The organism is Gilliamella sp. CG22 (assembly GCF_046635725.1).
GTDB lineage: Bacteria > Pseudomonadota > Gammaproteobacteria > Enterobacterales > Orbaceae > Gilliamella > Gilliamella apicola_I.
Genome location: NZ_JBIDFK010000001.1, coordinates 203421 through 227555, shown reverse-complemented (window position 1 = coordinate 227555; position 24135 = coordinate 203421). Strand labels below are relative to the sequence as shown.

Here is a 24135-nt window from a genome sequence, read left to right as displayed (position 1 = left end):
TTTCATTATATATTAAGTCATATGTTTCAAAATAACCCATTACTCGCACAACTAAAGCAAGAGCTTCATCAACAAACGCCACGCATTGAAGGCACAGTCCGAGCCCATGAGAAGGGATTCGGTTTTTTAGACGTTGATAACAAAACCAGTTATTTTATACCAATGGCTAAAATGAAAACCGTTTGTCATGGCGACAAAGTTTCTGGAATCGTTGTCAAAAACAACGATAAAGAATCTTTTGAACCTGAAGTATTACTTGAAAGCGCATTAGAATCATTTATTGGAAGAATAAGTTTCCAAGACCGTTCAATGGTTATCTATCCAGAAAACATGCCTAGTAGTTTTTCGATCCCCTGCAAAGTAAATAGTCAACTTCAACAAAAATTGAAAGAAAATGACTGGGTCGTTGCAACACTAATTTCACATCCTTTGAACGCAGACAAAAAAAAATTTGTTGCAGCCATTACCGACTTCATCGTTGAAGATGATTCAAAATACAAATTATGGCTTAAAACACTAGCACGTTATAATTTAGAAACAACAGTTCCGCAAGCTGATACTTTATCGATTATTGAAAAAGAGCTTGAAAATCGTCAAGATTTAACTGACATCTGTTTTTTTACCATAGATAGTGAAAACACTCAAGATATGGATGATGCGATTTCGGTTAATATGGATGAACAAGGTAATTTTAATCTTCATGTCGCCATTGCCGATCCCACAGCATTTGTCTTGAAAGATAGTGATATTGATAATATTGCAAAAATGAGGAATTTTACGACCTACCTTCCCGATTTCAATATCCCAATGTTACCTAAAGAGTTAGCCGATGATTTATGTTCTTTGCAAGCGAATGTAAAACGCCCGGCAATGGTCTGCAAGCTAAAAGTTGATTCATCAGGGAATATCTTATTTGATAGCATCAGTTTTACCTCTGCTTGGATAGAATCGAAAGCCAAACTTGCTTATCACAATGTTTCTGACTTCTTGGAAAACAATGAGCAATTATCTTCAAGTCATTCATCTTTACCCGAACAACTTAATATTTTAGCCAATTTAGCTAAGGTCAGAATAAATTGGCGACAAGAAAATGCACTTGTTTTTAAGGATGTAACCGACTACCGTTTCGTACTTGATGAAAATCGCCAAGTTGAAGCTATTATAAAAGAACCGCGTCGCATCGCTAATCAAATTGTTGAAGAAGTCATGGTGATTGCAAACCAAGCATTAACCACGATGTTAAATGAAAAAATTGGTTTTGGTATTTATAATATTCACACCGGTTTTGACACCAAATATCTGGATCAAATATTAAAAATTCTAGCCGACAACGGGATAACTGAGTTTGATAAAACGTCACTAACTTCGTTTGCAGGTTATATAAAACTTCGTCGCATCATTGATAATGATCCGTTTTTAGCAATGCGATTACGAAAATTCCAAAGTCCGGCTGATTTTTCAATTGAACCTCAACCTCATTTTGGATTGGGATTTGACGCTTATGCAACTTGGACATCACCAATTCGTAAATATGGCGATATGGTTAATCATCGTTTATTGAAAGCTTATATGCGCCAGGAAGCGTTAACACCACCGGATACAAATCAACTCAAAACCATGAATGAACGGCGAAAAATGTTAAGATTGGCAGAACGAGATATGGCCGAAAATCTATTTGCTCAATACTTATCAGATAAAATTGGTCAAACATACACAGCTGAAATTGTGGATATCAATCGTGGCGGTGCCAGAGTTCGTCTTACCGATATTGGTGCTTATGCTTTTTTACCTTTATCCATGCTACATTCTGTAAGGGAAGAAATCGTTTCATTACCCGATGAAGGCGTGATTAAAATAAACGATAACATCGGTTATAAACTCACTGATATTATCCCTGTTTCTATCTTTCAAGTAAAAAATGAAAATCAATCAATTATCGTTAAATTAACAAATATTAATGAATAATTAAAAATATGATGCCTTGCAGATTAATGATAATTAATCTTTACCTAATGCTGTAATTATTTAGCATCAAGGCATCATATATTGACAATATCTTAACGATTAAATCCTTTTGTTTCGTGATAAGATCTGATATCTTTCCCAACCTTGTTAAAACATTGCTTTTATAAGATAAATGGGTTATAAAAGTGTCGTTGTTATAGCATTAATCGGTAACATCAAGAGGGATTTATGGTATCAATTCATGGTCATGAAGTTTTACAAATGATGGAAGGGAATAGCTACACAGAATTATCTCTACTGGCAGCTATTGAACAACGATTTGGAAAACATGCTAAATTTCATACTTGCTCTAAAACAGATATGAATGCATCTGAACTGATTGCTTTTTTGAAAGCGAAAGCAAAATTTTCACCTGTAACAAATACGCAATTTACAGTTAATATTCAGAAGATCTGTCACCACTAATGATAAAGTTGTAAGTTCTATCACATTTTTTACAAAAAAATACGTCGTTATAAAGTGTTATTATAAAAAAAAGTATATAATTTTTTTAATAATAGCTATATAGCATCCTATTGAATTATAACTCAAGAATAAGTTCATGGAATTTTATATATGAAAATAAGTAATATTTTAACATGTGCCATTGTTGCTATTCTTGTTTCAAGTTGCGCACTTCGATCTGATTTGTCACAGAAAAAAGCTGAAGGGAATACTGAAACAGATCAATTATTGGCTTTACAAAATAAAACTGAATATAACAATCCCTATGTTGTTAATGCAAAAAATCAACTAGCTCAATTAATTGGCAACAAAAATTTTAATAACTATGTTATTAAGCGAGGATTGCTAACGTGTAAAAATGATAATAATTCAGCCTTTTGTGTTTTAAATTTTTATTTGACTGAATATTATAAGCTGAAATCTGATCTGCAACTCAAAAAAATAACTGAAGAAAACGAAGCTGAGCGTCAAATTGAACTGAATAAAATCAAGGCATCTCGCAGCAATATCAAAAATTATTGTGATCTTTCTGCTGATTTTGTCTCGGCAATTTATACAAAAGATACAACCAAGATTGCCAACTACTATCAACCCTTATTTAAAATGTCTGAGCAAGATATGTCAGCACTCTATTCTAAAATCAATAAAGATAATTATGCTCACTTTTTGATTGACCAAAACCCAAGCATTATTTTAGAAATGAAAAACGATTATGTTGAAAAGTGTTTAGGCAATCCAAAAGATAATATTATTAATTATTTCAATATATTTAGATAAACCCAATGTGAGTATTTTATGCACAATTTATTGCCAAACAGCCAATTTTATAAAACAGTCACATGCAAAATTTTTTGCGTGTGTGCTGTTTCGTTAATTAGCTTTTCTTCTTGGGCATTTTCGTATGAGGATGTGATAAACAAAGCTAAAGACTTGTCAAAAAAAGCTTATCAGCAACCATCCAAAAATATCCCGAGTGAACTTGCATCATTACAATTTGCAGATTATCAGAAAATTCAATTTAATCATCAAAAAGCTTATTGGAATGATGAAGATACTCGTTTTAAACTTGAGTTTTATCATGAAGGTATGTATTTCGATACCCCCGTTAAGATTAATGAGGTCGTCAATAATCACGCTCAAGAAATAAAATATGATCCTAGTTATTTTGACCTTAGTCAGATTCACTTAGATAAATTAGATACTAAAAATTTAGGCTTTGCGGGATTTAAAGTACATTATCCTATCAATTCGCCAACAAAAACCGATGATGAAGTTTTTACTGCACTCGGTGGTAGTTACTTTCGGGCAATAGGTAAAAACCAAATCTATGGTCTTTCAGCGAGAGGGCTTGCTATCGATACAGGTGAAATATCGGGAGAAGAGTTTCCTCGTTTTAAAGAATTTTGGATAGAAAGACCCGAACCGAATCAGAAACATTTAGTGATTTATGCGCTTCTTGATTCATCTAGTGTAACAGGTGCATACAAAATAACGTTAATCCCAAGTGTTGATACCACTGTCACGGTTGAAGCTAAAGTTTTCTTCCGTACATCAGTAAAAAAACTTGGTGTTGCACCCTTAACCAGTATGTTTTTATACGGGCCAAATCAACCTTCGCCAATTTTGAATTATCGCCCTGCTATGCATGATTCTAATGGGTTATCCATTTTAACCAACAATAATGAATGGATTTGGCGTCCGTTAAACAATCCTAAACGTCTATCGTTTTCATCTTATAGCTTGGAAAACCCTAAACAATTTGGCTTGATTCAACGTGATAATGGTTTTCAAGATTACCAAGACCTTGACGACCATTATGAGCAAAGACCAAGTGTTTGGACAGAAATTCTTGGCGATTGGCAAAAAGGTCGTGTGGAACTCGTTGAAATACCGACCGCCGATGAAACTAACGATAATATCGTAACGTTCTGGGTTCCGAAAAAACAGTACAATGCTGGTGATGTTCTTGATATTAGCTATCGATTACACTATACGTTAAATGATCGGCAACGTTACCCAAGTAATGTTGCCAGAGCAGTTAGTACGCGTTTATCGCTAGGCGATATCAAACAGGCAAATCTAATTCGTAAACTTGATGGTTCTAATGCTTACGTCATTGATTTTGCAGGACCTCAATTATCCAATAAAATACCTGTTAAGGTGATTTCAAGTATCACCAATGGATCGATTGTTAGCACAGACTCACAATATAATTCGGTCACGAAAGGATGGCGTGTCATTGTAAGGTTTAATGTTGAAGATAACAAAAAAGCCACTGATATTCGTATTCAATTAGCTTCTGAGAAAACTAACGAAATTTTATCCGAAACATGGAGTGGTCAATACCCTGCACAATAGTGATAATCCTATGAAAAATGATTACTTTTCACATCTTTCTGACGCCGATAACTGGTGTCAGAAATCAAATGAACAGGAAATGCCTTCTGATGATGTGGCATTTTTGAAGTATCGCTTGCATCAAATTAGTGATACTCGTGATTTTAATGATGACAGAAAGCAACAACCTACCTATCCAGACATTGAGCGTGTAGCAATCCAACCTCAAATTTGGAATAAACCTTTCAAAGCAAAATCCAAGCCAAATAGAAGTTTTATTGCCACAATTCGGCGTTTGATCATGTTTTTGTTGATTGCCATTCAAACTTATTTAGGCACAAATTATTTATCTTCTTTGCTACCCTATCAAAGTTGGGACAAAATTAATTTTATGGCTAATTGGCAGCTAAATCCTGAACTGGCAATATATAACGTGATTCCCTATATTATTCAAGGAATTATAATAGTCCTGTTTGCTATCTTGTTTTGTTGGATCTCAATTGGTTTTTGGACAAGTATTATGGGATTAATTTTGGCGGTCATAGGTAAAGATCGATTCACCATACCGATTCCAACTGATCCTGCATCCCATATTGACAATACGCATCGCACTGCTTTAGTTATGCCAATTTGTAATGAAGATGTGGCACGTGTTTTTGCCGGATTAGAAGCAACTTACCAATCACTCGTCGAAACCGGTCATGCCGCATGTTGTGACTTTTACATTTTAAGTGATACCAATGATCCCGATCTTTATGTTAATGAACTGAAAGCTTGGGCTGATTTCAACGCTAAAAAAGCCGATAACGGCTGTCAAATTTTTTACCGTCACCGCAAACGCCGCGTAAAACGTAAAAGTGGTAACATCGATGATTTTTGTCGTCGTTGGGGTCATTTATATGAATATATGATGATTCTTGATGCAGACAGTATTATGACTGGCGACTGTATTTTAAAAATGATTGCCATGATGGAAATGACACCTAATGCAGGTATTTTGCAATCCCCTCCGAAGTCAGTCAGAATGAAAACACTCTATGGGCGTATTCAACAATTCGCTAATCAAATATATAGTGATATATTTTGTTCAGGTACTCACTTTTGGCAATTGGGTGAAGCACAATATTGGGGACATAATGCGATGATTCGTTTAAAACCCTTTATTGAACACTGTATTTTATCACCTTTACAAAAACGTAAAGGGCCTCTTCATATATTGTCACACGATCTTGTGGAAGCGACATTAATGCGACGGGCTGGTTATGGAGTTTGGATTGCTTATAATCTTAATGGTAGCTATGAAGAGCTTCCTGGCAACATGATTGAAGATCTTAAACGAGATAATCGCTGGTGTATGGGAAATCTAATCAATTTAAGATTAATCTTTAAAAGTGGAATTACCTTTACCCACCGCATTATGTTTTTGACCAGTGGTATGGCTTATATTTCGTCACTTTTATGGTTGGTCTTTTTAATCTTTTCTACATTATTATTATTGGTATTTAACATTTCAGAACCGCAATATTTTTACCAATCCAATCAATTTTATCCTACTTGGCCTAAATGGGATGAACAGTTAGCAATAAGACTATTATCGACAACGTTAATATTATTATTTGCGCCAAAATTTTTTAGCTATGGTATTATCATTGCCAAAACCAGAGCAAAAGACGTAGGTGGAATTTTTAAATTAACCTTATCTATCCTTATTGAAATGATATGGTCGATGATTTTAGCCCCTATCCGCATGATATTTCATAGTAAATTTGTGGTAAAAGCATGGTTGGGTAGTAAAATCCAGTGGAAATCCCCTTCACGAAATGATGACGCGTTAACATGGGGCGAGTCATTCTATTTTTGCTGGCCACTGTCAATATTAGGTATTATTTGGTTAGCGATAATAATTTGGCTCAACCCGCAATTTACCTATTGGTACATTGCAATCCTGATACCGTTAACTATTTCTCCATTGGTTATTCGTATTTCGGGTCTTTCTAGTGTGGGAATCAAAGCTCAAAAAGCAGGTTTATTTTTAACCCCTGAAGAAACGCATCCAACTCGTGCCGTCACATTGACAGACGATTATTTACAACAAACCGAGGCTGCTTTTGTGCAACATGGCTTTATTATGGCACTTGTAGATCCGGTTTATAATGCGCTGGCATGTGCATTATCTACTTCACGTCATTTAGCGAATGAAAAAAATCAATTAGTACGTGACGAATTAGTTCATCACTATTTACACACAGATCTTGAAAAAATTAGTAAAGAACAACAATTGGCAATTTTAGAAGATCCTTTCATCCTTTCTCAATTGCATCGCCATATTTGGCTGCAACAAGAAAAATACGACAATTTGTTCCAATTATGGCAAAATGAGCGTCAATAGTAATTTATAGGGCTTTAGCCCTATTTCTTTTTTATGAATTATCAACCCTCATGGATTTTTTTATGACTTGGCAACCTTCTGCATCTATCACTAACCTTCTTAAGCGCGCAAAAATCGTTTCTCAAGTAAGACAATTCTTTGCTGACCGATGTATTTTAGAAGTTGAAACTCCAACTTTAAGCCAATATGCTGTCACGGATGTGCATTTAAGTTCCTTTGATACCACTTTTTATAAACCAGGCGAATTTGAACTATCTCAAGGACAAAAAATGACGCTCATTACCAGTCCTGAATACCATATGAAACGCTTACTGGCTGCGGGCAGTGGTCCTATTTATCAAATCTGTAAATCCTTTCGTAATCATGAAGAAGTGAGTCGAATTCACAATCCCGAGTTTACTATGCTTGAATGGTATCGAATTCAATTTGATATGATGCAAATGATCAACGAAGTCGACGATCTATTACAATACGTCTTAGATTGTGAGCCTGCTGAAAGGATTTCATACCAAAAAGCTTTTCAACGTCATTTAAATATCGACCCGCTCGAAGCAGATCACCAAACATTAATTACTGCCGCAAATCAACTCAACATGGGTATAAAAACTGAAGATTATGATCGAGATTCATTATTACAGTGCTTGTTTACCTTAGGCGTTGAACCGCATATCGGGAAAGATAGACCCATAGCTGTCTTTAATTTTCCTGCTTCTCAAGCAGCATTAGCCACTATCAGTTCCGAAGATCATCGTGTTGCAAGTCGTTTTGAGTTCTATTATAAAGGTGTAGAACTTGCCAATGGATTTAAAGAACTGACAAATGCGCAAGAACAAAAGCTACGATTTGAACAAAATAATCTGGATCGCACCAAATTAAACTTACCACAACAAAATATTGATGTTGAATTATTAGCAGCAATGGAAGCAGGATTGCCTGATTGTGCAGGCGTTGCGGTAGGATTAGATCGCCTAATCATGCTAGCGCTTGAGTCTCAAAGCTTAGCGGATGTGGTATCATTTACTTTTGAAAGGGCTTAATTATGCTTGCTGCGTTGGGATTAATTGATTGGATTGCAATTATTTTTTGTTGTGTATCCTTAATTTTATTGATAATCGTTTTTAAGTACCAATTTACCAGCCATAATCTCAAACAATTATTTGATATTCAATTGTCACAGAAAAAAGAGGAATTGCAGACTCTTGTCAAACAAGTCATGCAGTTAGAAAATGAACTTAATGCGTATCGACAACAACACGTTGCTCAAAATATGAAAATTAGCGAACTGAAAACTCGCTTAGAAGAAACGCTTAATTCTGCGCATGAACGTCAAACTATTCTTGAACAAAGCGAGCAACGTCTTACAACCCAATTTGAAAACTTAGCTAACCGCATATTTGAACACAGTGGTAAAAAAATTGAACAACAAAATAAACAAAGTTTAGATTTTTTATTGTCACCACTTAAAGAGCAGTTAGAAGGCTTTAAAAAACAAGTTCAAGATAGTTTTGGTCAAGAAGCGAAAGAGCGTCATACACTGACACACGAAATTCGTAATTTGCAGCAACTCAATGAGCTTATGACTAAAGAAGCGATTAATCTTACTAATGCCTTAAAAGGAAATAATAAAACTCAAGGAAATTGGGGTGAATTTATCCTCAGTCAAATTTTGGATAATTCTGGATTACGTTTAGGTTATGAATATGAAACACAAGTAAATCTAACCAATGACGATAATCGACGATTACAGCCTGATGTCATTGTACATTTACCTCAAGGTGGTGATGTTGTGATTGATTCAAAAGTCACCCTTGTTGCTTATGAGCGCTATTTTAATGGCGAAGATGAGGTCATCAAAGCTAAAGCCATGTCAGACCACTTGATAGCAGTCCGTAATCATCTTAAACAACTTAGCCAAAAAGACTATCATAAACTTATCGGCATTAATTCGTTAGATTATATTCTGATGTTTATTCCTGTCGAACCTGCTTTTTTATGTGCCATAGATCAGGATCCCTCATTAATCAATGAGGCACTAAAAAATAATATTATGATAGTCAGTCCAACCACGCTTTTAGTGGCACTGCGAACTATTCATAATCTATGGCGATTTGAATATCAAAATCGCAATGCCGAATTAATTGCCGATAGAGCAAGTAAACTTTATGATAAAGTCCGTGGTTTTGTTGAGGATATGGAAAATTTGGGTAACTGTTTAGATAAAGCACAACAAACATTTCAAAATTCAATGAATAAATTGGCTAAAGGACGAGGTAACGTCATTGGTCAAATTGAAAAATTTCGGGAATTAGGTGTTGAAGTTAAAAAACCGATCGATCCTGATCTTGCTTTAGTGTCACTAGATGAATTGGAGCAGAAGCAAGAGACTATTTCAAATCAATCATTATAAGTAGGTATTGTATTGATAATGAAGAACGTCAGGCATTGAAGATCGCTAAATGCTAGAATATACAGATAAAGTGTCATTCACCATTCTTAAAATAACGTGTATACTTACTGAGTAAAAAGAGGATTACCTTATGCCCAAAAAAACGACTAAAGAACCGAGTTTTGAAGAAACACTGAAACAGCTTGAAACTATCGTCACACATTTAGAAAATGGTGACCTCCCCCTAGATGAAGCATTGAATGAATTTGAAAAAGGGGTCAAGCTTGCCAGAGCGGGTCAAAAACAGTTAAAACAAGCAGAGCAACGGATACAAATTTTATTATCTGAAAATAGTGATGCTGAATTGTCAGATTTTTTAGTGGATGATGATGAATAACTTAAAAACGTTGCAAGATCGTATTGATGCTTTTTTAACGTCGTATTTATCAGAAAAATCGGCATCGACTTTGCAACAAGCTATGAGTTACAGTTTACTTGCTGGTGGTAAGCGAATACGCCCTATTTTAGTCTATTTAACAGGTCAAATGTTTGGTTGTCCACTTGCTAATTTGGACGAACCGGCAGCCGCAATTGAATCGATCCATACCTATTCGCTTATTCATGATGACCTACCTGCTATGGATAATGATGATTTACGGCGAGGTAAACCTACTTGCCATATTCAATTTAATGAAGCACAGGCTATTTTAGCCGGAGACGCATTACAATCATTAGCATTTACATTATTAGCTGAAAGCCAATTCCTCGATGATCAAGCCAAAATTAGAATGATAACCGAGCTGGCACAAGCAAGTGGTTTAGATGGGATGTGTTTAGGACAATCACTTGATTTACAAGCTGAACACCAATCGATATCACTTGAGCATTTACAAAAAATTCACTGCTACAAAACTGGCGCTTTGATAAAAGCAGCGATACGCTTAGGCGCCTATGCGAGCGGTAATCAAGCTATCCCTTATTATGCTAATTTAGATCATTATTCAAAGGCAATTGGACTTGCTTTTCAAATTCAAGATGACATTTTAGATATTATTGGCGAACAAGCCATTATGGGAAAACGACAAGGTTCAGATATTGCACATGAAAAAAGCACTTATCCGTCCTTAATGGGATTAAAAAATGCGCAACAGTTGACACAACAACTTTATCAACAAGCTATCGATAGTGTGAAGCAAATACCTTATAATAGTAAGCCATTACAAGACCTTGCTAGTTATATTATTAATCGTAATAGTTAACACACTCACTCAATAATAAAGATGAATTTAGATAATTATCCGCTATTAAAACAAATTAACTCTCCAACCGATCTTAGGCGCTATCCGCTTTCGCAATTATCTGCGATTTGTCGTGAGCTTAGGCAATTTTTGTTAACTAGTGTAAGTCAATCCAGTGGACATTTAGCTTCCGGTCTTGGCGTAGTTGAATTAACGGTCGCCCTCCATTACGTTTATCATACGCCATTCGATAAAATTATTTGGGATGTTGGACATCAAGCCTATCCACATAAAATTTTAACGGGTCGCCGTGATCAGATGCTGACTATTCGCCAAAAAGACGGCATACATTCTTTTCCACATCGAGAAGAAAGCGAATATGACGTATTAACTACAGGACATTCTTCAACTTCAATCAGTGCAGCATTGGGTATTGCCATTAGTGAACAAAAAAAACAATCAGGTCAAAAAGTTGCAGCCATTATCGGAGACGGTGCATTAACAGCAGGCATGGCATTTGAAGCAATGAATCATGCAGGTCATATCAAACCCGATATGTTAGTGATTATAAATGATAATGATATGTCCATTTCTGAAAATACCGGAGCATTAAATCAACATTTAACGCAAATTCTATCCAGTAAGGCCTATACTTCTTTTCGAGAAAGTGGCAAACGTGTTCTTTCCAATATTCCGCCATTAAAAGAGTTAGTTAAAAAAACAGAAGAACATTTAAAAGGTTTAATCACTCCTGCCATTTTATTTGAAGAACTGGGTTTTAATTACATTGGCCCCATTGACGGACATGATATTGAAAATTTAGTCTCCACATTACAAAGAGTGCGACAATTAAAAGGTCCTCAGTTATTGCATGTCATTACACAAAAAGGGAAAGGCTATGAGCCTGCTGAAAAGAACCCGACACTCTGGCATGGTGTACCAAAGTTTGATCCTATTGATGGAACTTTCCCGTTAGATAAAAAAATTGCACCCACCTATTCGCAAGTTTTTGGTGAATGGCTGTGTGAAATGGCAGAAAAGGACGAGCGATTGATCGCTATTACCCCCGCAATGAGTGAAGGTTCTGGTATGACTGAATTTGCTAAACGTTATCCCAACCAGTTTTATGATGTGGCTATTGCTGAGCAACATGCGGTAACGTTAGCGGCAGGTTTTGCTATTAGTGACTTTAAACCGATTGTGGCAATCTATTCTACTTTTTTACAACGTGCTTATGATCAAGTTATTCATGATATTGCAATACAAAATCTGCCTGTTTTGTTTGCAATAGATCGCGCGGGGATCGTGGGTGCAGATGGAGAAACCCATCAAGGGGCATTTGATTTAAGTTTTTTAAGATGTATACCAAATCTAGTTATCATGACACCAAGTGATGAAAATGAATGTCGTCAAATGCTATATACTGGCTATCTTCATCAAGGGCCTGCAGCGGTACGTTATCCTCGAGGAGAAGGAACAGGAACACCGCTAGCACCTTTAAATGCCATTCCATTAGGTCAATCTAAGGTATGCCGAGAAGGCGAAAAAATAGCTTTACTCAATTTTGGCACATTACTCCCTGAAGTTTTACAAGCTGCCGAGCAAATTAATGCTACAGTTATTGATATGCGCTTTGTAAAACCATTAGATGAGAAAGTACTTTTGCAGATTAGCCAAACCCATAATATACTAGTCACAATAGAAGAAAATAGTATTAAAGGCGGAGCAGGAAGTAGCATCAATGAATTCCTGTTATCGAAAAAAATAAAATGTGATATTTTAAACATTGGATTACCTGACAGGTTTATTCCACAAGGATCACAAAGTGAAATTAGGGCTGAAATGGGATTAAACTCAGAACATATTATCGATAAAATCAATAAATTTATAAATCAATAGGTAAAATATGGAAACTCAAGCTGTCACTATTCAAATTTTTGGACGAACGTTAAAATTTAATTGTCCAGTTGATGAAGTGGACGCCCTCAATAATGCTGCGAGAGATCTCGATCTACGCTTGACAAATTTACGTGAAAAATCACCACAAGTTGGAAGTGATCAACTAATTATGACGGCTGCACTGAATATCTCTTACGAACTGACTAAAGAAAAAGAAAAGAGTGATCAGTTTAGTGGTCGCTTAAAATTATTACAACAGTTACTTGATTCGGCTTTAAACTCTAACAATGAATCACTCTAATTGTAAATTTAATAAAAATACTATTGTATGATTTTTCAAATTTTGTATTATGTTACCCATCTCTGGGATGTTCGCGATTAAGGGTTAGTCCCCTGAGCCGATATTCTTTACTTTAGAATGATGTGACTTTTAATTGGTGTGTATGCCTTAATGTTAAGGAAACCTAAAAATTAAAACACGTTGTTCACCTTGAACCTTGGGTTCAAGGGTTACGACCCTAACGACATCTTGGAGTTTTCCTTTTCTTCATAAGTGATAACTTAATGAACATCCGACAGATTATTCGCCAAAAAAGGCGTCAATTATCGCCTCATGAACGTCAAATTGCCCAGCAACGTATTTACCAAAAAATTGCTGATCATACTGCGATTGGTCAAGCCAAGAATATCGCAATATTTCTCTCTTTTGATGGCGAAATTGAAACTAAACCTATTATTGAATATTTATGGCAGCAAAATAAATCTGTCTATTTACCGATAATTCATCCTTTTGTACCTACTCACTTACTTTTTATTCAATACACCCCTTACAGTCAATTAATCAAAAATAAGTATGGTATCTTAGAACCCGCTTTAAATGTATTAGATGTCATTCCCCATCAAAAATTGGATATTGTTTTCACTCCTTTAGTTGCATTCGATGATCGAGGTTATCGTTTAGGAATGGGTGGCGGATTTTATGATCGTTTGTTAGCTAATTATAAAGCAGACCAAATTTTACCGATTGGTTTAGGGTTTGCCTGCCAAAAAGTTCAGCAACTAAGCAATCAACCTTGGGATATCCAATTACCTCAAATCATTTATGCCTGAATCACCTTTACAATTATATTAAAAAAAGTGATTGAAATTTGTATCATTTAAAATTGAATAGTTGTATACTTATTTACGCTTCATTTCTTAACTTTGTTTTTTTAAACAATGGCTATTCAAAAGTAATAATTTGTAAATTACAATCTTTCTTTTTACAGTATGTTATTCATCCTTTTAGTTCTTTTTTTGTTTTGTATTATTGTTTCATACTCAAGTCTTAGGGAATAAATATTCTAACTCATGGTGGAATTTTATTTCTTAAGACTTTTTTTTATAATAAAAAGGAGTGTAGCAATGTCAGAAAAAAAAGCCTTAACCACCAACAATGGAGCACCAATAGCCGATAATCAAAATTCCCGTACCGCAGGTCCTCGAGGCCCTGTATTAATTGATGATTATCAGCTTATTGAGAAATTAGCACAATTTAATCGTGAGAACATTCCTGAAAGACGTGTACATGCTAAGGGTTCGGGTGCACATGGTACATTTACCGTGACTAATGATATCACTCAATATACTTATGCCAGTATTTTTGCCAAAGTGGGAAAACAAACTCCCGTGTTTGCCCGATTTTCAACTGTTGGTGGTGAACGAGGTTCATCCGATACAGCCCGTGATCCTAGGGGATTTTCTGTAAAATTTTATACCGATCAAGGTAACTGGGATATTGTTGGCAACAATACACCGGTATTTTTTATACGTGATGCCCTCAAATTCCCAGATTTTATTCATACCCAAAAACGTGATCCTAAAACCAACTTAAAAGATCCGCAAATGATGTGGGATTTTTGGTCTTTGTCACCGGAATCACTTCATCAAGTCACCATTCTGTTCTCTGACCGTGGTATTCCTGACGGCTTTAGACATATGCATGGTTTTGGTAGTCATACTTACAGTATTATTAATAAAGATAATGTTCGCACTTGGGTTAAATGGCATTTTAGAACGGAACAAGGTATTAAAAATATCCATCCTAAAAAAGCAGCCGAATTAGATGGTAGTAATCCCGACTCAGCACAAGAAGATTTATTTAATGCAATTGAACGCGGTGACTATCCTAAATGGCGCCTTTACATGCAGGTAATGACTGAAGAACAAGCCAATCATCATCCTGAAAACCCTTTTGATGTGACAAAAGTGTGGTCACAAAAACAGTATCCATTAATTGAAGTGGGCGTAATGGAACTTAATCGTAATCCAGAAAACTATTTTGCTGAAGTTGAACAAGCCGCATTTGAACCAAGTAATGTCGTGCCTGGAACGGGGTTATCGCCAGATAAGATGTTACAAGGGCGAATTTTTGCTTATGCCGATGCACATCGTTATCGTATAGGCACAAACTACCAACAATTACCGATCAATGCGCCGAAATGTCCGGTACACAATTATCAACGTGATGGAGCTATGCGCTTTTATACACCAGATAATGCGCCTAATTATGAGCCAAATAGTGTTGATAGCGCACCTAAACAACAACCACAATATGCTGAGCCACCGATGCATGTGCCTGCTGGTACAATGGATAGACATGATCATCGTGTTGACGATGATTACTATTCACAGCCACGCGCATTATTCAATTTAATGCGTCCCGATCAAAAACAGCTCCTGATTGATAATATTGTCGGTTCAATGAAAAACGTTGATCGTGATATCCAAATTAGACAACTTAAACACTTTTATAAAGTCCACCCTGATTATGGTTCTGGTGTTGCCAATGGGTTAGGAATTGAAATCGATCTTATCAAAAGTTAGTTCACCTTATAACCACAGTGCCGACTTTGCTTAATCGGCACTGTATGGTTAATAAATTTAGCGCTAAGTTAAATAAACAGGCTATTTATTTGTATTTACTTTTATTTTGGCTGGCGAACAGGACTTAACTCTATTGTTGAAAATTCATAGATAAATATAAAACTGTTTTGATGGTTATTTGGAAGAATTTCTTGAGAAAACAATCAAATATTGTTTTATTTACTGCTTGGTTAGTGGTTTAACTAAACCAAGCTTATTGTCCTTTTTTAACTACTTATTTTTTTGTCTGACTATCTCAAATAAGCAAACGCCCGTTGCTACCGAGACATTCAGCGATGACACAATTCCCGCCATTGGAATACTGACCAATTCGTCACAATGTTCTTTGGTTAAACGTCGCATGCCTTCCCCTTCTGCGCCCATAACCAGAGCCAATGGAATATTTGTTGATGATTTGTAAAAGTCAGTTTGATAAAGTGTGTGTTCTGCTTCTCCAGCTGTGCCCACAATCCACACATGATACTCATCTTGTAACATTCGCATGGTACGAGCTAAATTGGTTACCCGAACAACAGGGATACTTTCAGCTGCTCCACAAGCCACTTTTTGTGCCGTCGAATTAAGCGGAGCCGAACGATCTTTCGGGACAATAATAAAATTAACCCCTGCGGCGTCTGCTGTTCTGATGCAGGCACCAAGATTATGTGGATCTGTTACGCCATCTAAAATCAGAATAACGGGATTGGGTTGCTGTTCAACTAGTAATGGAATGTCATTTTCTTGATAGGTACGACAGGGTTTTACTATTGCTAAAATACCTTGATGTACACCATTTTTAGATTTGTCATCTAACCACTGGCGATGGGTTATTTTCACGATTAAACCAAGTTGTTCTATTTCATGCACAAGACTATTAAGACGTTTATCTTCCCGCCCTTTGGCGATGTAAACCTCAATAATTCTTTCAGGGGCACGTGTTAAAAGTGCTTCTATAGCATGGATACCGTAAACTGTTTCACTCATCTATTTTTTACTCTTTACTTTCTTACTTTTAGCCGTTTTACTTGTTGATGTCGATGCGATTTGAACCGCATTTTTATCTACCTTTTTGCGCTTTCCTTTATTTTTATTTGTCGCTTTCACCTTTTTTCTAACGCTGCCACTCACTACTTGTTTTTTGCTTTTACGCTTTTTAGCCGGTGCAATATCGTTATTATTTTTATCATTTAGCTGTTTAGCCTTAGTTTTTGCGGTTTTACCATGACGCTTAGGCTTATTATTACTACTGACCAAGGCAAAATCAATTTTTCTTTCTTCAGGATTAACATTTTCTACTTTAACGCTAACTTTATCACCTAAACGGTAACTGTAATGGGTATTTTCACCAATTAAACGATTTCGAGATGCGTCATATATATAATAATCATTTTCAAGCGATGAAACATGTACCAAACCGTCTATAAACAGATCATCTAATCTGACAAAAAACCCGAAGTTCACAACACTTGATATGGTACCATTAAAGACTTCACCCACATGATCTTGCATATAATCGCACTTGAGCCAATCAACCACATCACGCACTGCCTCATCGGCTCGACGTTCAGTCAGTGAACAATGTTCGCCAAAATAGAGCATTTCGTTAATGGTATAACGATGCCCGCCTGTCTTACTGGTTTTATGCTGTTCATTGGCTAATATCCACTTAATAGTTCGATGTAACAGTAAATCAGGGTAACGTCGAATTGGCGAGGTAAAATGACCATACTCTTCAAGTGCAAGCCCAAAATGACCCCGATTTTCTGGATCATAAATCGCTTGTTTCATCGAACGTAAAATAACTGTCTGTAACATATCACTATCAATACGATCTTCAATCGCTAGCATCAATTCGGCAATATCTTTTGATTTTGGATTACCACCGCCACCTAACGATAATCCTAGTTCTTGTAAGATGCTACGTAAGTTATTCATTCGCTCTTCATCAGGACGATCATGAACACGAAACAAAGCAGGTACGTCCGCTTCAATCACCAGTTTTGCTGCTGCAACATTAGCTAAAATCATACACTCTTCAATAATTTTATGTGCATCATTACGTTGTGCTAACTCAATACTTTCGATCCGTTTATCGGCATTGAAAATGAATTTCGGTTCTTCCGATTCAAAACCAATCGCTCCACGAGCAATTCGTGACTTATCCAATATTTTGTATAAGCCATATAGGTTTTCTAAATGTGGCACTAAATCATGGTAATGTTGACGTAGTTCTTTATCACCGTCTAAAATTTTTGCAACTTTCGTGTAAGTCAATCTGGCATGTGAATTCATCACAGCGTCGTAAAATTGATAACCGGTCAAACGGCCTTTGTTTGATACGGTCATTTCACAAACTAAACATAGTCTATCTACCTGTGGATTAAGCGAACAAAGTCCATTTGATAAAGCTTCAGGCAACATCGGCACGACACGAGAAGGAAAATACACCGATGTACCGCGTAAGCAGGCTTCTTTATCAAGTGCTTTATCGGATCTGACGTAATAACTGACATCGGCTATTGCCACCCATAATCGGTAACCTCCACCACGATTTTTTTGGCAATACACGGCATCATCAAAATCACGTGCATCTTCACCATCAATGGTAACTAAAGGTAGATCCCGTAAATCTTTACGCCCTTTTTTGGCTTTTTCGGGCACTTCATCACCAAATTTACTCACCTCTTTTTCAACGGCTTTAGGAAATTCATATGGGATTTCATGATTACGAAGAGCAATATCTATGGCTAAGTTAGTCCCCATGATTTCACCAAGGACTTCTTTAATGACACCGACCGCTTTTTGACGACGTTCTGGGCGTTGTTGTAACTCAACAACGACGACCGTTCCCATGCGTACTGTGCGTTTCGGTTTACCAGTGATTAAAATATCAAAATTTAAGCGACTATCATCAGGCACCACAAATCCAACGCCTTGTTCAATAAAGTAACGACCAACAATTAAATTACTGCGAGGCTCTAAAATACGCACAACACGTGCTTCTGTTTTTCCACGATATTGATTACTCAGTGGTTGGGCTAAAATTACATCACCTTGTAAGACTTTTTTCATCTGTTCTGGCGATAAAAAGTAATCTTCAGGTTTTCCTTCAACACGTAAAAAGCCAAAACCATCACGATGTGCAATCACCTTCCCCTTAACCATATCTAACTTTTCAGGCAATGCATAACATTTACGGCGTGTAAACACGACTTGACCATCGCGTTCCATTGCACGTAAGCGGCGATGTAGTGCTTCTTTTTGTTCTTCATTTTTAATGGAAACGGCTTGGGCAATTTTTTCTAAATTAGCAGGCTTCGCCTCTTTGGTTAGATAATCTAATATTAATTCGCGACTGGCTATCGGTGAATCATATTTCTGCGCTTCTCGTTCATAGAATGGATCGTTTATCATAAGGAATATCCAGAGATCATATTTAATCGGTAGCATAACATAGAGTTATGTAACTTAAAATAAACATTCCTTTTTACTACTAATCTTTATCGATATAATTTACATAGCTAAACAAAACTAAATTATTAACATCAAAACCAAATCTAATTCGCCATTTCTAAGCCTATAAATGATATAAATTCAATTATGTTTTACTCATCTATTTAGTGTTTTTTTCACGCTCAATGGCGCGATAACCGATATCATGACGATAAAAACAGCCGTGCCAATGGATTTTATCAACTTGTTGATAAGCACGTTGCTGAGCTTCCAATACCGTATCTCCTAAAGCAGTGACACAAAGTACACGACCACCGTTAGTTAACACATGCCCTTTTTCAAAACTCGTACCTGCATGGAAGACTTTACAATCAGCTGTCGATTCAGTAGGTAAACCAATGATTGTATCTTGGGTATTATATTCACCCGGATAACCACCAGCAGCCATAACGACACCTAATGCAGGTCTTCGATCCCAGTTGGATTTAACCGTACTTAATTGACCATTTACCGCCGCCAAACATAACTCAATCAAGTCTGATTGCATACGCATCATAATGGGTTGGGTTTCGGGATCGCCAAAACGACAATTAAATTCAATCACTTTAGGATTACCCTGTTTATCAATCATTAAGCCTGCATACAAAAAACCAACATAAACATTGCCTTCTTGAGCCATGCCATTTACGGTTGGATAGATAATTTGTTCCATAACTTTGGTAAATACCTCATCTGTCACAACAGGTGCTGGAGAGTAAGCGCCCATTCCCCCCGTATTTAAACCCGTATCACCGTCACCGACTCGCTTGTGATCTTGACTTGTTGCCATTGGCTCGACATGCTTGCCATCAACCATGACAATAAAACTAGCTTCTTCGCCCGTTAAAAATTCTTCGATAACCACTCGATGACCCGCATCACCAAATGCATTACCCGCTAGCATATCGCGTACAGCATTTTCAGCTTCTTCAAGGGTCATGGCGACAATAACCCCTTTACCGGCCGCTAGCCCGTCGGCTTTAATCACAATGGGAGCGCATTTTTCACGTATATAGGCAATGGCAGGATCAATTTCAGTAAAAGTTTGATATTCAGCTGTGGGGATTTGGTGACGCGCTAAAAAATCTTTAGTAAAAGCTTTAGAACCTTCTAGCTGAGCTGCCGATTTAGTTGGCCCAAAAATGTTTAATCCAGCTTTTTGAAAACTATCAACAACACCAAGTACTAATGGGACTTCAGGCCCCACTATAGTTAAATCAATTTGCTGTTGCTGGGCAAAATTAAGTAATCCACTAATATCATTTGCTTTGATATTAATATTTTCTAAATTAGGCTCAAGTGCTGTACCTGCATTACCCGGTGCGACAAAAACTTTTGTAACTAAAGGGGACTGTGCCGCTTTCCATGCTAAAGCATGCTCACGACCACCATTACCAATAACTAATACTTTCATACCCATTCCTTTAATTTGTTCTTAACTGACATTTATATTATACGATCAATGTCTAAAATGACGCATATTAGTAAAAATCATTGCAATATTATGTTCATTAGCAGCTTGAATAACCTCATCATCACGGATAGATCCACCTGGTTGAATGACACAAGTTACCCCTACTTTAGCCGCAGCATCAATGCCGTCTCTGAATGGAAAAAATGCATCAGATGCGACCACACAGCCCGCTACTTCTAAATTTTCATCTTTCGCTTTTATACCGGCTATTTTAGCCGAATACACACGACTCATTTGTCCTGCTCCAATTCCAATGGTCATGTTGTCTTTGGCATAAACAATGGCATTTGATTTAACAAACTTAGCCACTTTCCAGCAAAACAGTGCATCTGATAGTTCTTTTTTAGTTGGTTGCCGTTTGGTCACCACTGTCAATTGATTTTCGTTGACCATACTTAAGTCATGTTCTTGAACTAAGAGTCCACCATTTACTCGTTTAAAATCTAAACGACTATTCGATGATTGCGACCATTGACCACATGCTAATACCCGTACATTTTTTTTTGTCTGCATTATGGCAAGTGCATCTTCATTAATTGACGGTGCTATAATCACTTCTACAAATTGGTTTTCTATAACTCTGGTTGCCGTTTTTGAATCTAAAGGACGATTAAAAGCAATAATCCCACCAAAAGCAGACGTTGGATCGGTTTTAAACGCATTTAAGTAAGCATTCAAAAGGGTGTCACTCACAGCCACTCCGCAAGGATTAGCGTGTTTGACAATCACACACGCTGGCTCATCAAATGATTTAACGCATTCAAGTGCTGCATCCGCATCCGCAATATTGTTATAAGAAAGTGCCTTACCTTGTAATTGTTTAGCGGTCGCTATCGATGCGTCGTTTATATCTTCATCAATATAAAAAGCTGCTTTTTGATGTGCATTTTCACCATAACGCATGTCCTGCTTTTTGATAAATTGAAGATTCAATGTTCGTGGAAATTGTCCAGACACTTTATCGGTTTCACCATAATAAGGCGGCACTAACTGCCCAAAATAATTGGCAATCATGCCATCATATTTTGCTGTGTGTTCAAAAGCTTTAATCGCCAAATTGAAACGATATGGGTAGCTAAGAGAATTATCTTGCTGATCAAGCAATTCAATAATGGTCGCATAGTCATTGTAATCAACAACAATAGCGACATCTTGATGATTTTTAGCCGCTGCACGTACCATGGTGGGGCCACCAATATCAATATTTTCAACGGCATCTTCTAAACGGCAATCTGATTTAGCGACGGTGTCAGCAAAGGGATACAAGTTAACCACGACCATATCAATCGGTGCAATTTGATGTTGATGCATCACATCATCATCTAAACCTCGCCGCCCTAAAATTCCACCATGAATTTTAGGATGAAGCGTTTTGACTCTTCCTTCCATCATCTCAGGAAATCCAGTATAGTCTGAAACCTCAATGACGGGAATATTGTGTTTCATAAGCAATTTAGCGGTACCGCCCGTAGAAAGAAGTTCAACGTTTCGTTGATGAAGAGCTTGGGCAAATTCGATAATACCGGTTTTGTCAGATACGCTAAGTAAAGCGCGATGAATAGGTCGAAACTGCTGCATGATGGGGCTCCGAAGTTAATACTTTAAATCCAAATCAATTGAATCGGTATTATATAGAAAAGCATCATCGATGTTTAGTGATTAGTTTATATTCTGATAAATTTAATTATATCCTGCAAAGCGAATCTAACATTTTAAGCCTAGCATATGGAGCATTTGAAAATTTACCTTGAAAAATAGAACAAGCTTTTTTAGCTATAAAAGTGATCTGATTTTAAAAAATAAAGAGTATTGTTTGATTGGTAGTAACCGAAAAATTGATAAATAGGTAGTTCTAATGTATTCCTATCGCAATAAAATTTATTTGGTTAAAAAATGAGTTATCAATAAAGCGGAATAAGCTAAACTAAATTGATAACTCATTAAATAACCAAGCAATAAGGTTTAATCGTCACTATAGCCAAGACTGCGTAATGCACGCTCGTCATCAGCCCAACCCGCTTTGACTTTAACCCATAACTCTAAATGAACCTTGGTATCAAAAAAAGATTGCATATCTTTACGCGCTTCAATCCCAATTTTTTTGATCTTTTCACCTTTATTGCCGATAACCATTTTCTTTTGACCATCACGTTCGACCAATATTAGACCATTGATTCGATACATGCCAGTTCGTTCATCAACTTTGAATTGTTCGATTTCAACGGTTACCGAATAAGGCAATTCATCCCCTAAAAAACGCATTAATTTTTCACGAATGATTTCAGATGCCATAAACCGTTGCGATCGGTCAGTAATGTAATCTTCTGGAAAATGGTGTTCACCAACCGGTAAATGTTTTTTCACAATATCTTTGATGATATCAATGCCTTCACCCTTTTCAGCGCTAATTGGTACGACATCAAGAAAATTGATTTTTTGGCTGATTTCTTGAATATGAGGTAACAATTGGGTTTTATCGGTAACATTATCAATTTTATTAATCACTAATAAGACTGGCGACTTACAATCTTTCAATTTGTTAGCAACCATTTCGTCATCATCTGTCCAGTGTGTCCCCTCAACGACAAAAATCACCAACTCTACATCACCAATAGAACTAGTCGCCGCTCGATTCATAAGGCGATTAATGGCTCTTTTTTCTTCAATGTGAAGACCGGGTGTATCGATATAAATTATTTGGTCATTATCTTGAGTATCAATGCCCACTATACGATGACGTGTTGTTTGAGCTTTACGCGAGGTAATAGAAACTTTTTGACCTAATAATTGATTTAATAATGTTGATTTGCCGACGTTTGGTCGACCTACGATGGCAACGAATCCATAATGTTGTGTTGTTTCTGTCATTTTATACCTAATTGATTGAGTGCTTGTTGAGCAGCAGCTTGTTCGGCTTTACGGCGACTAAGTCCTCGCCCTAAATATTGATGATCATCATTTTCAAGTTTGCATTGAATCAAAAATTCTTGCTCGTGTTTATCACCTGTAACTTCAAGGATCAAATAACAGGGACGTTCTTGATGTATCCCTTGCAAGTATTCTTGAAGTCTTGTTTTCGCATCTTTTTGTTTCACACCCGGCTTAATTTCTGCTAACCGGCTCTGATACCAAGACAGTATTAACCGCCTGACATTTTCAATATTACTATCTAAATAGATCGCACCAATAATGGCTTCAACCGCATCAGCAATAATTGATTCCCGACGAAAACCACCGCTTTTTAATTCACCTTGTCCTAAAGTCAGATAATTTCCTAAATTAAATGCTTTGCCTATTTCAGCCAATGTTGTGCCACAAACTAAGCTTGCTCGCATCTGACTTAAATCACCTTCATCTTGCTGTTTAAATCGATGAAAAAGATCGTCTGCAATGGCAAAGCTTAAAATAGAATCGCCTAGAAACTCTAGGCGTTCGTTATGTCGTTTATTCGCACTTCGATGAGTTAAGGCTAATTCAAGTAATGAAAGGTTTTGAAACTGATAGCCAATCGACTGTTGCAATGATTTTAAATTTTTAATACTCATGG

At 36.6% G+C, this 24135-nt stretch carries 19 protein-coding genes and 1 other RNA gene; 14 read left to right on the top strand and 6 right to left on the bottom strand.

Going from position 1 to position 24135, the window contains the following annotated elements; genetic code table 11:
• Positions 1 to 21: 21 nt before the first annotated feature.
• The 14 genes from ACGH46_RS01050 (at position 22) to ACGH46_RS00985 (ending at position 15583) form a co-directional block, all read left to right on the top strand.
• On the top strand, positions 22 to 1965 hold the full coding sequence (locus ACGH46_RS01050) for an exoribonuclease II (protein ID WP_411603545.1): 1944 nt from the start codon (positions 22 to 24) through the stop codon (positions 1963 to 1965).
• A gap of 228 nt (positions 1966 to 2193) precedes the next feature.
• On the top strand, positions 2194 to 2430 hold the full coding sequence (locus ACGH46_RS01045) for a YecH family metal-binding protein (protein ID WP_065559551.1): 237 nt from the start codon (positions 2194 to 2196) through the stop codon (positions 2428 to 2430).
• A gap of 150 nt (positions 2431 to 2580) precedes the next feature.
• Positions 2581 to 3246 carry a hypothetical protein gene (locus tag ACGH46_RS01040; protein WP_267361060.1) on the top strand — a complete coding sequence of 222 codons (666 nt, stop codon included), beginning with the start codon at positions 2581 to 2583 and terminating at the stop codon, positions 3244 to 3246.
• Between the two features lie 18 nt (positions 3247 to 3264).
• Complete coding sequence (locus ACGH46_RS01035; protein ID WP_411603542.1) at positions 3265 to 4827, top strand: glucan biosynthesis protein G; 1563 nt, start codon at positions 3265 to 3267, stop codon at positions 4825 to 4827.
• 10 nt (positions 4828 to 4837) lie between these two features.
• The gene (mdoH, locus tag ACGH46_RS01030) at positions 4838 to 7195 is read left to right on the top strand and encodes a glucans biosynthesis glucosyltransferase MdoH (RefSeq protein WP_411603539.1); all 2358 of its coding nucleotides are present in this window, start codon (positions 4838 to 4840) and stop codon (positions 7193 to 7195) included.
• Between the two features lie 62 nt (positions 7196 to 7257).
• On the top strand, positions 7258 to 8232 hold the full coding sequence (gene epmA / locus ACGH46_RS01025; RefSeq protein ID WP_267361064.1) for an elongation factor P--(R)-beta-lysine ligase: 975 nt from the start codon (positions 7258 to 7260) through the stop codon (positions 8230 to 8232).
• Positions 8233 to 8234: 2 nt separating this feature from the next.
• Positions 8235 to 9602: a DNA recombination protein RmuC gene (rmuC, locus tag ACGH46_RS01020; RefSeq protein ID WP_411603536.1), complete on the top strand. Its 1368-nt coding sequence runs from the start codon at positions 8235 to 8237 to the stop codon at positions 9600 to 9602.
• Between the two features lie 130 nt (positions 9603 to 9732).
• The gene (gene xseB, locus ACGH46_RS01015; protein ID WP_065559557.1) at positions 9733 to 9978 is read left to right on the top strand and encodes an exodeoxyribonuclease VII small subunit; all 246 of its coding nucleotides are present in this window, start codon (positions 9733 to 9735) and stop codon (positions 9976 to 9978) included.
• Entirely contained in the window at positions 9968 to 10840 is an 873-nt protein-coding gene (gene ispA / locus ACGH46_RS01010) for a (2E,6E)-farnesyl diphosphate synthase (RefSeq protein ID WP_411603533.1), read from the top strand. The genes xseB and ispA overlap by 11 nt, the downstream gene beginning before the upstream one ends.
• Before the next feature lie 15 nt (positions 10841 to 10855).
• A complete protein-coding gene (gene dxs, locus ACGH46_RS01005) occupies positions 10856 to 12718 on the top strand; it encodes a 1-deoxy-D-xylulose-5-phosphate synthase (RefSeq protein WP_411590082.1) in 1863 nt (620 codons plus the stop codon).
• A 7-nt stretch (positions 12719 to 12725) separates the two neighbouring features.
• Entirely contained in the window at positions 12726 to 13019 is a 294-nt protein-coding gene (gene zapA, locus ACGH46_RS01000) for a cell division protein ZapA (protein WP_065559560.1), read from the top strand.
• 56 nt (positions 13020 to 13075) lie between these two features.
• Positions 13076 to 13258: non-coding RNA, 6S RNA (ssrS, locus tag ACGH46_RS00995), on the top strand.
• A gap of 24 nt (positions 13259 to 13282) precedes the next feature.
• Positions 13283 to 13828 (top strand): 5-formyltetrahydrofolate cyclo-ligase, encoded by a 546-nt coding sequence (locus tag ACGH46_RS00990; protein ID WP_411603531.1) that lies wholly within the window; start codon positions 13283 to 13285, stop codon positions 13826 to 13828.
• A gap of 294 nt (positions 13829 to 14122) precedes the next feature.
• On the top strand, positions 14123 to 15583 hold the full coding sequence (locus tag ACGH46_RS00985) for a catalase (protein ID WP_267361072.1): 1461 nt from the start codon (positions 14123 to 14125) through the stop codon (positions 15581 to 15583).
• A gap of 270 nt (positions 15584 to 15853) precedes the next feature.
• Here the strand turns inward: ACGH46_RS00985 and rlmB are convergent, their stop codons facing one another.
• The 6 genes from rlmB to rnc form a co-directional block, all read right to left on the bottom strand.
• Positions 15854 to 16606, bottom strand: coding sequence for a 23S rRNA (guanosine(2251)-2'-O)-methyltransferase RlmB (gene rlmB, locus ACGH46_RS00980; RefSeq protein WP_411603528.1), 753 nt, complete (start codon positions 16604 to 16606; stop codon positions 15854 to 15856).
• The gene (rnr, locus tag ACGH46_RS00975) at positions 16607 to 19036 is read right to left on the bottom strand and encodes a ribonuclease R (protein ID WP_411603525.1); all 2430 of its coding nucleotides are present in this window, start codon (positions 19034 to 19036) and stop codon (positions 16607 to 16609) included.
• Positions 19037 to 19235: 199 nt separating this feature from the next.
• On the bottom strand, positions 19236 to 20528 hold the full coding sequence (gene purD, locus ACGH46_RS00970) for a phosphoribosylamine--glycine ligase (RefSeq protein ID WP_411603523.1): 1293 nt from the start codon (positions 20526 to 20528) through the stop codon (positions 19236 to 19238).
• 45 nt (positions 20529 to 20573) lie between these two features.
• Positions 20574 to 22166: a bifunctional phosphoribosylaminoimidazolecarboxamide formyltransferase/IMP cyclohydrolase gene (gene purH / locus ACGH46_RS00965; RefSeq protein WP_411603521.1), complete on the bottom strand. Its 1593-nt coding sequence runs from the start codon at positions 22164 to 22166 to the stop codon at positions 20574 to 20576.
• Positions 22167 to 22550: 384 nt separating this feature from the next.
• Entirely contained in the window at positions 22551 to 23456 is a 906-nt protein-coding gene (gene era, locus ACGH46_RS00960) for a GTPase Era (protein WP_411603518.1), read from the bottom strand.
• Positions 23453 to 24133, bottom strand: a complete 681-nt coding sequence (gene rnc / locus ACGH46_RS00955) for a ribonuclease III (RefSeq protein WP_267361084.1) — start codon at positions 24131 to 24133, stop codon at positions 23453 to 23455. Before rnc ends, era begins: the two co-directional genes overlap by 4 nt.
• Between the last annotated feature and the right edge of the window lie 2 nt (positions 24134 to 24135).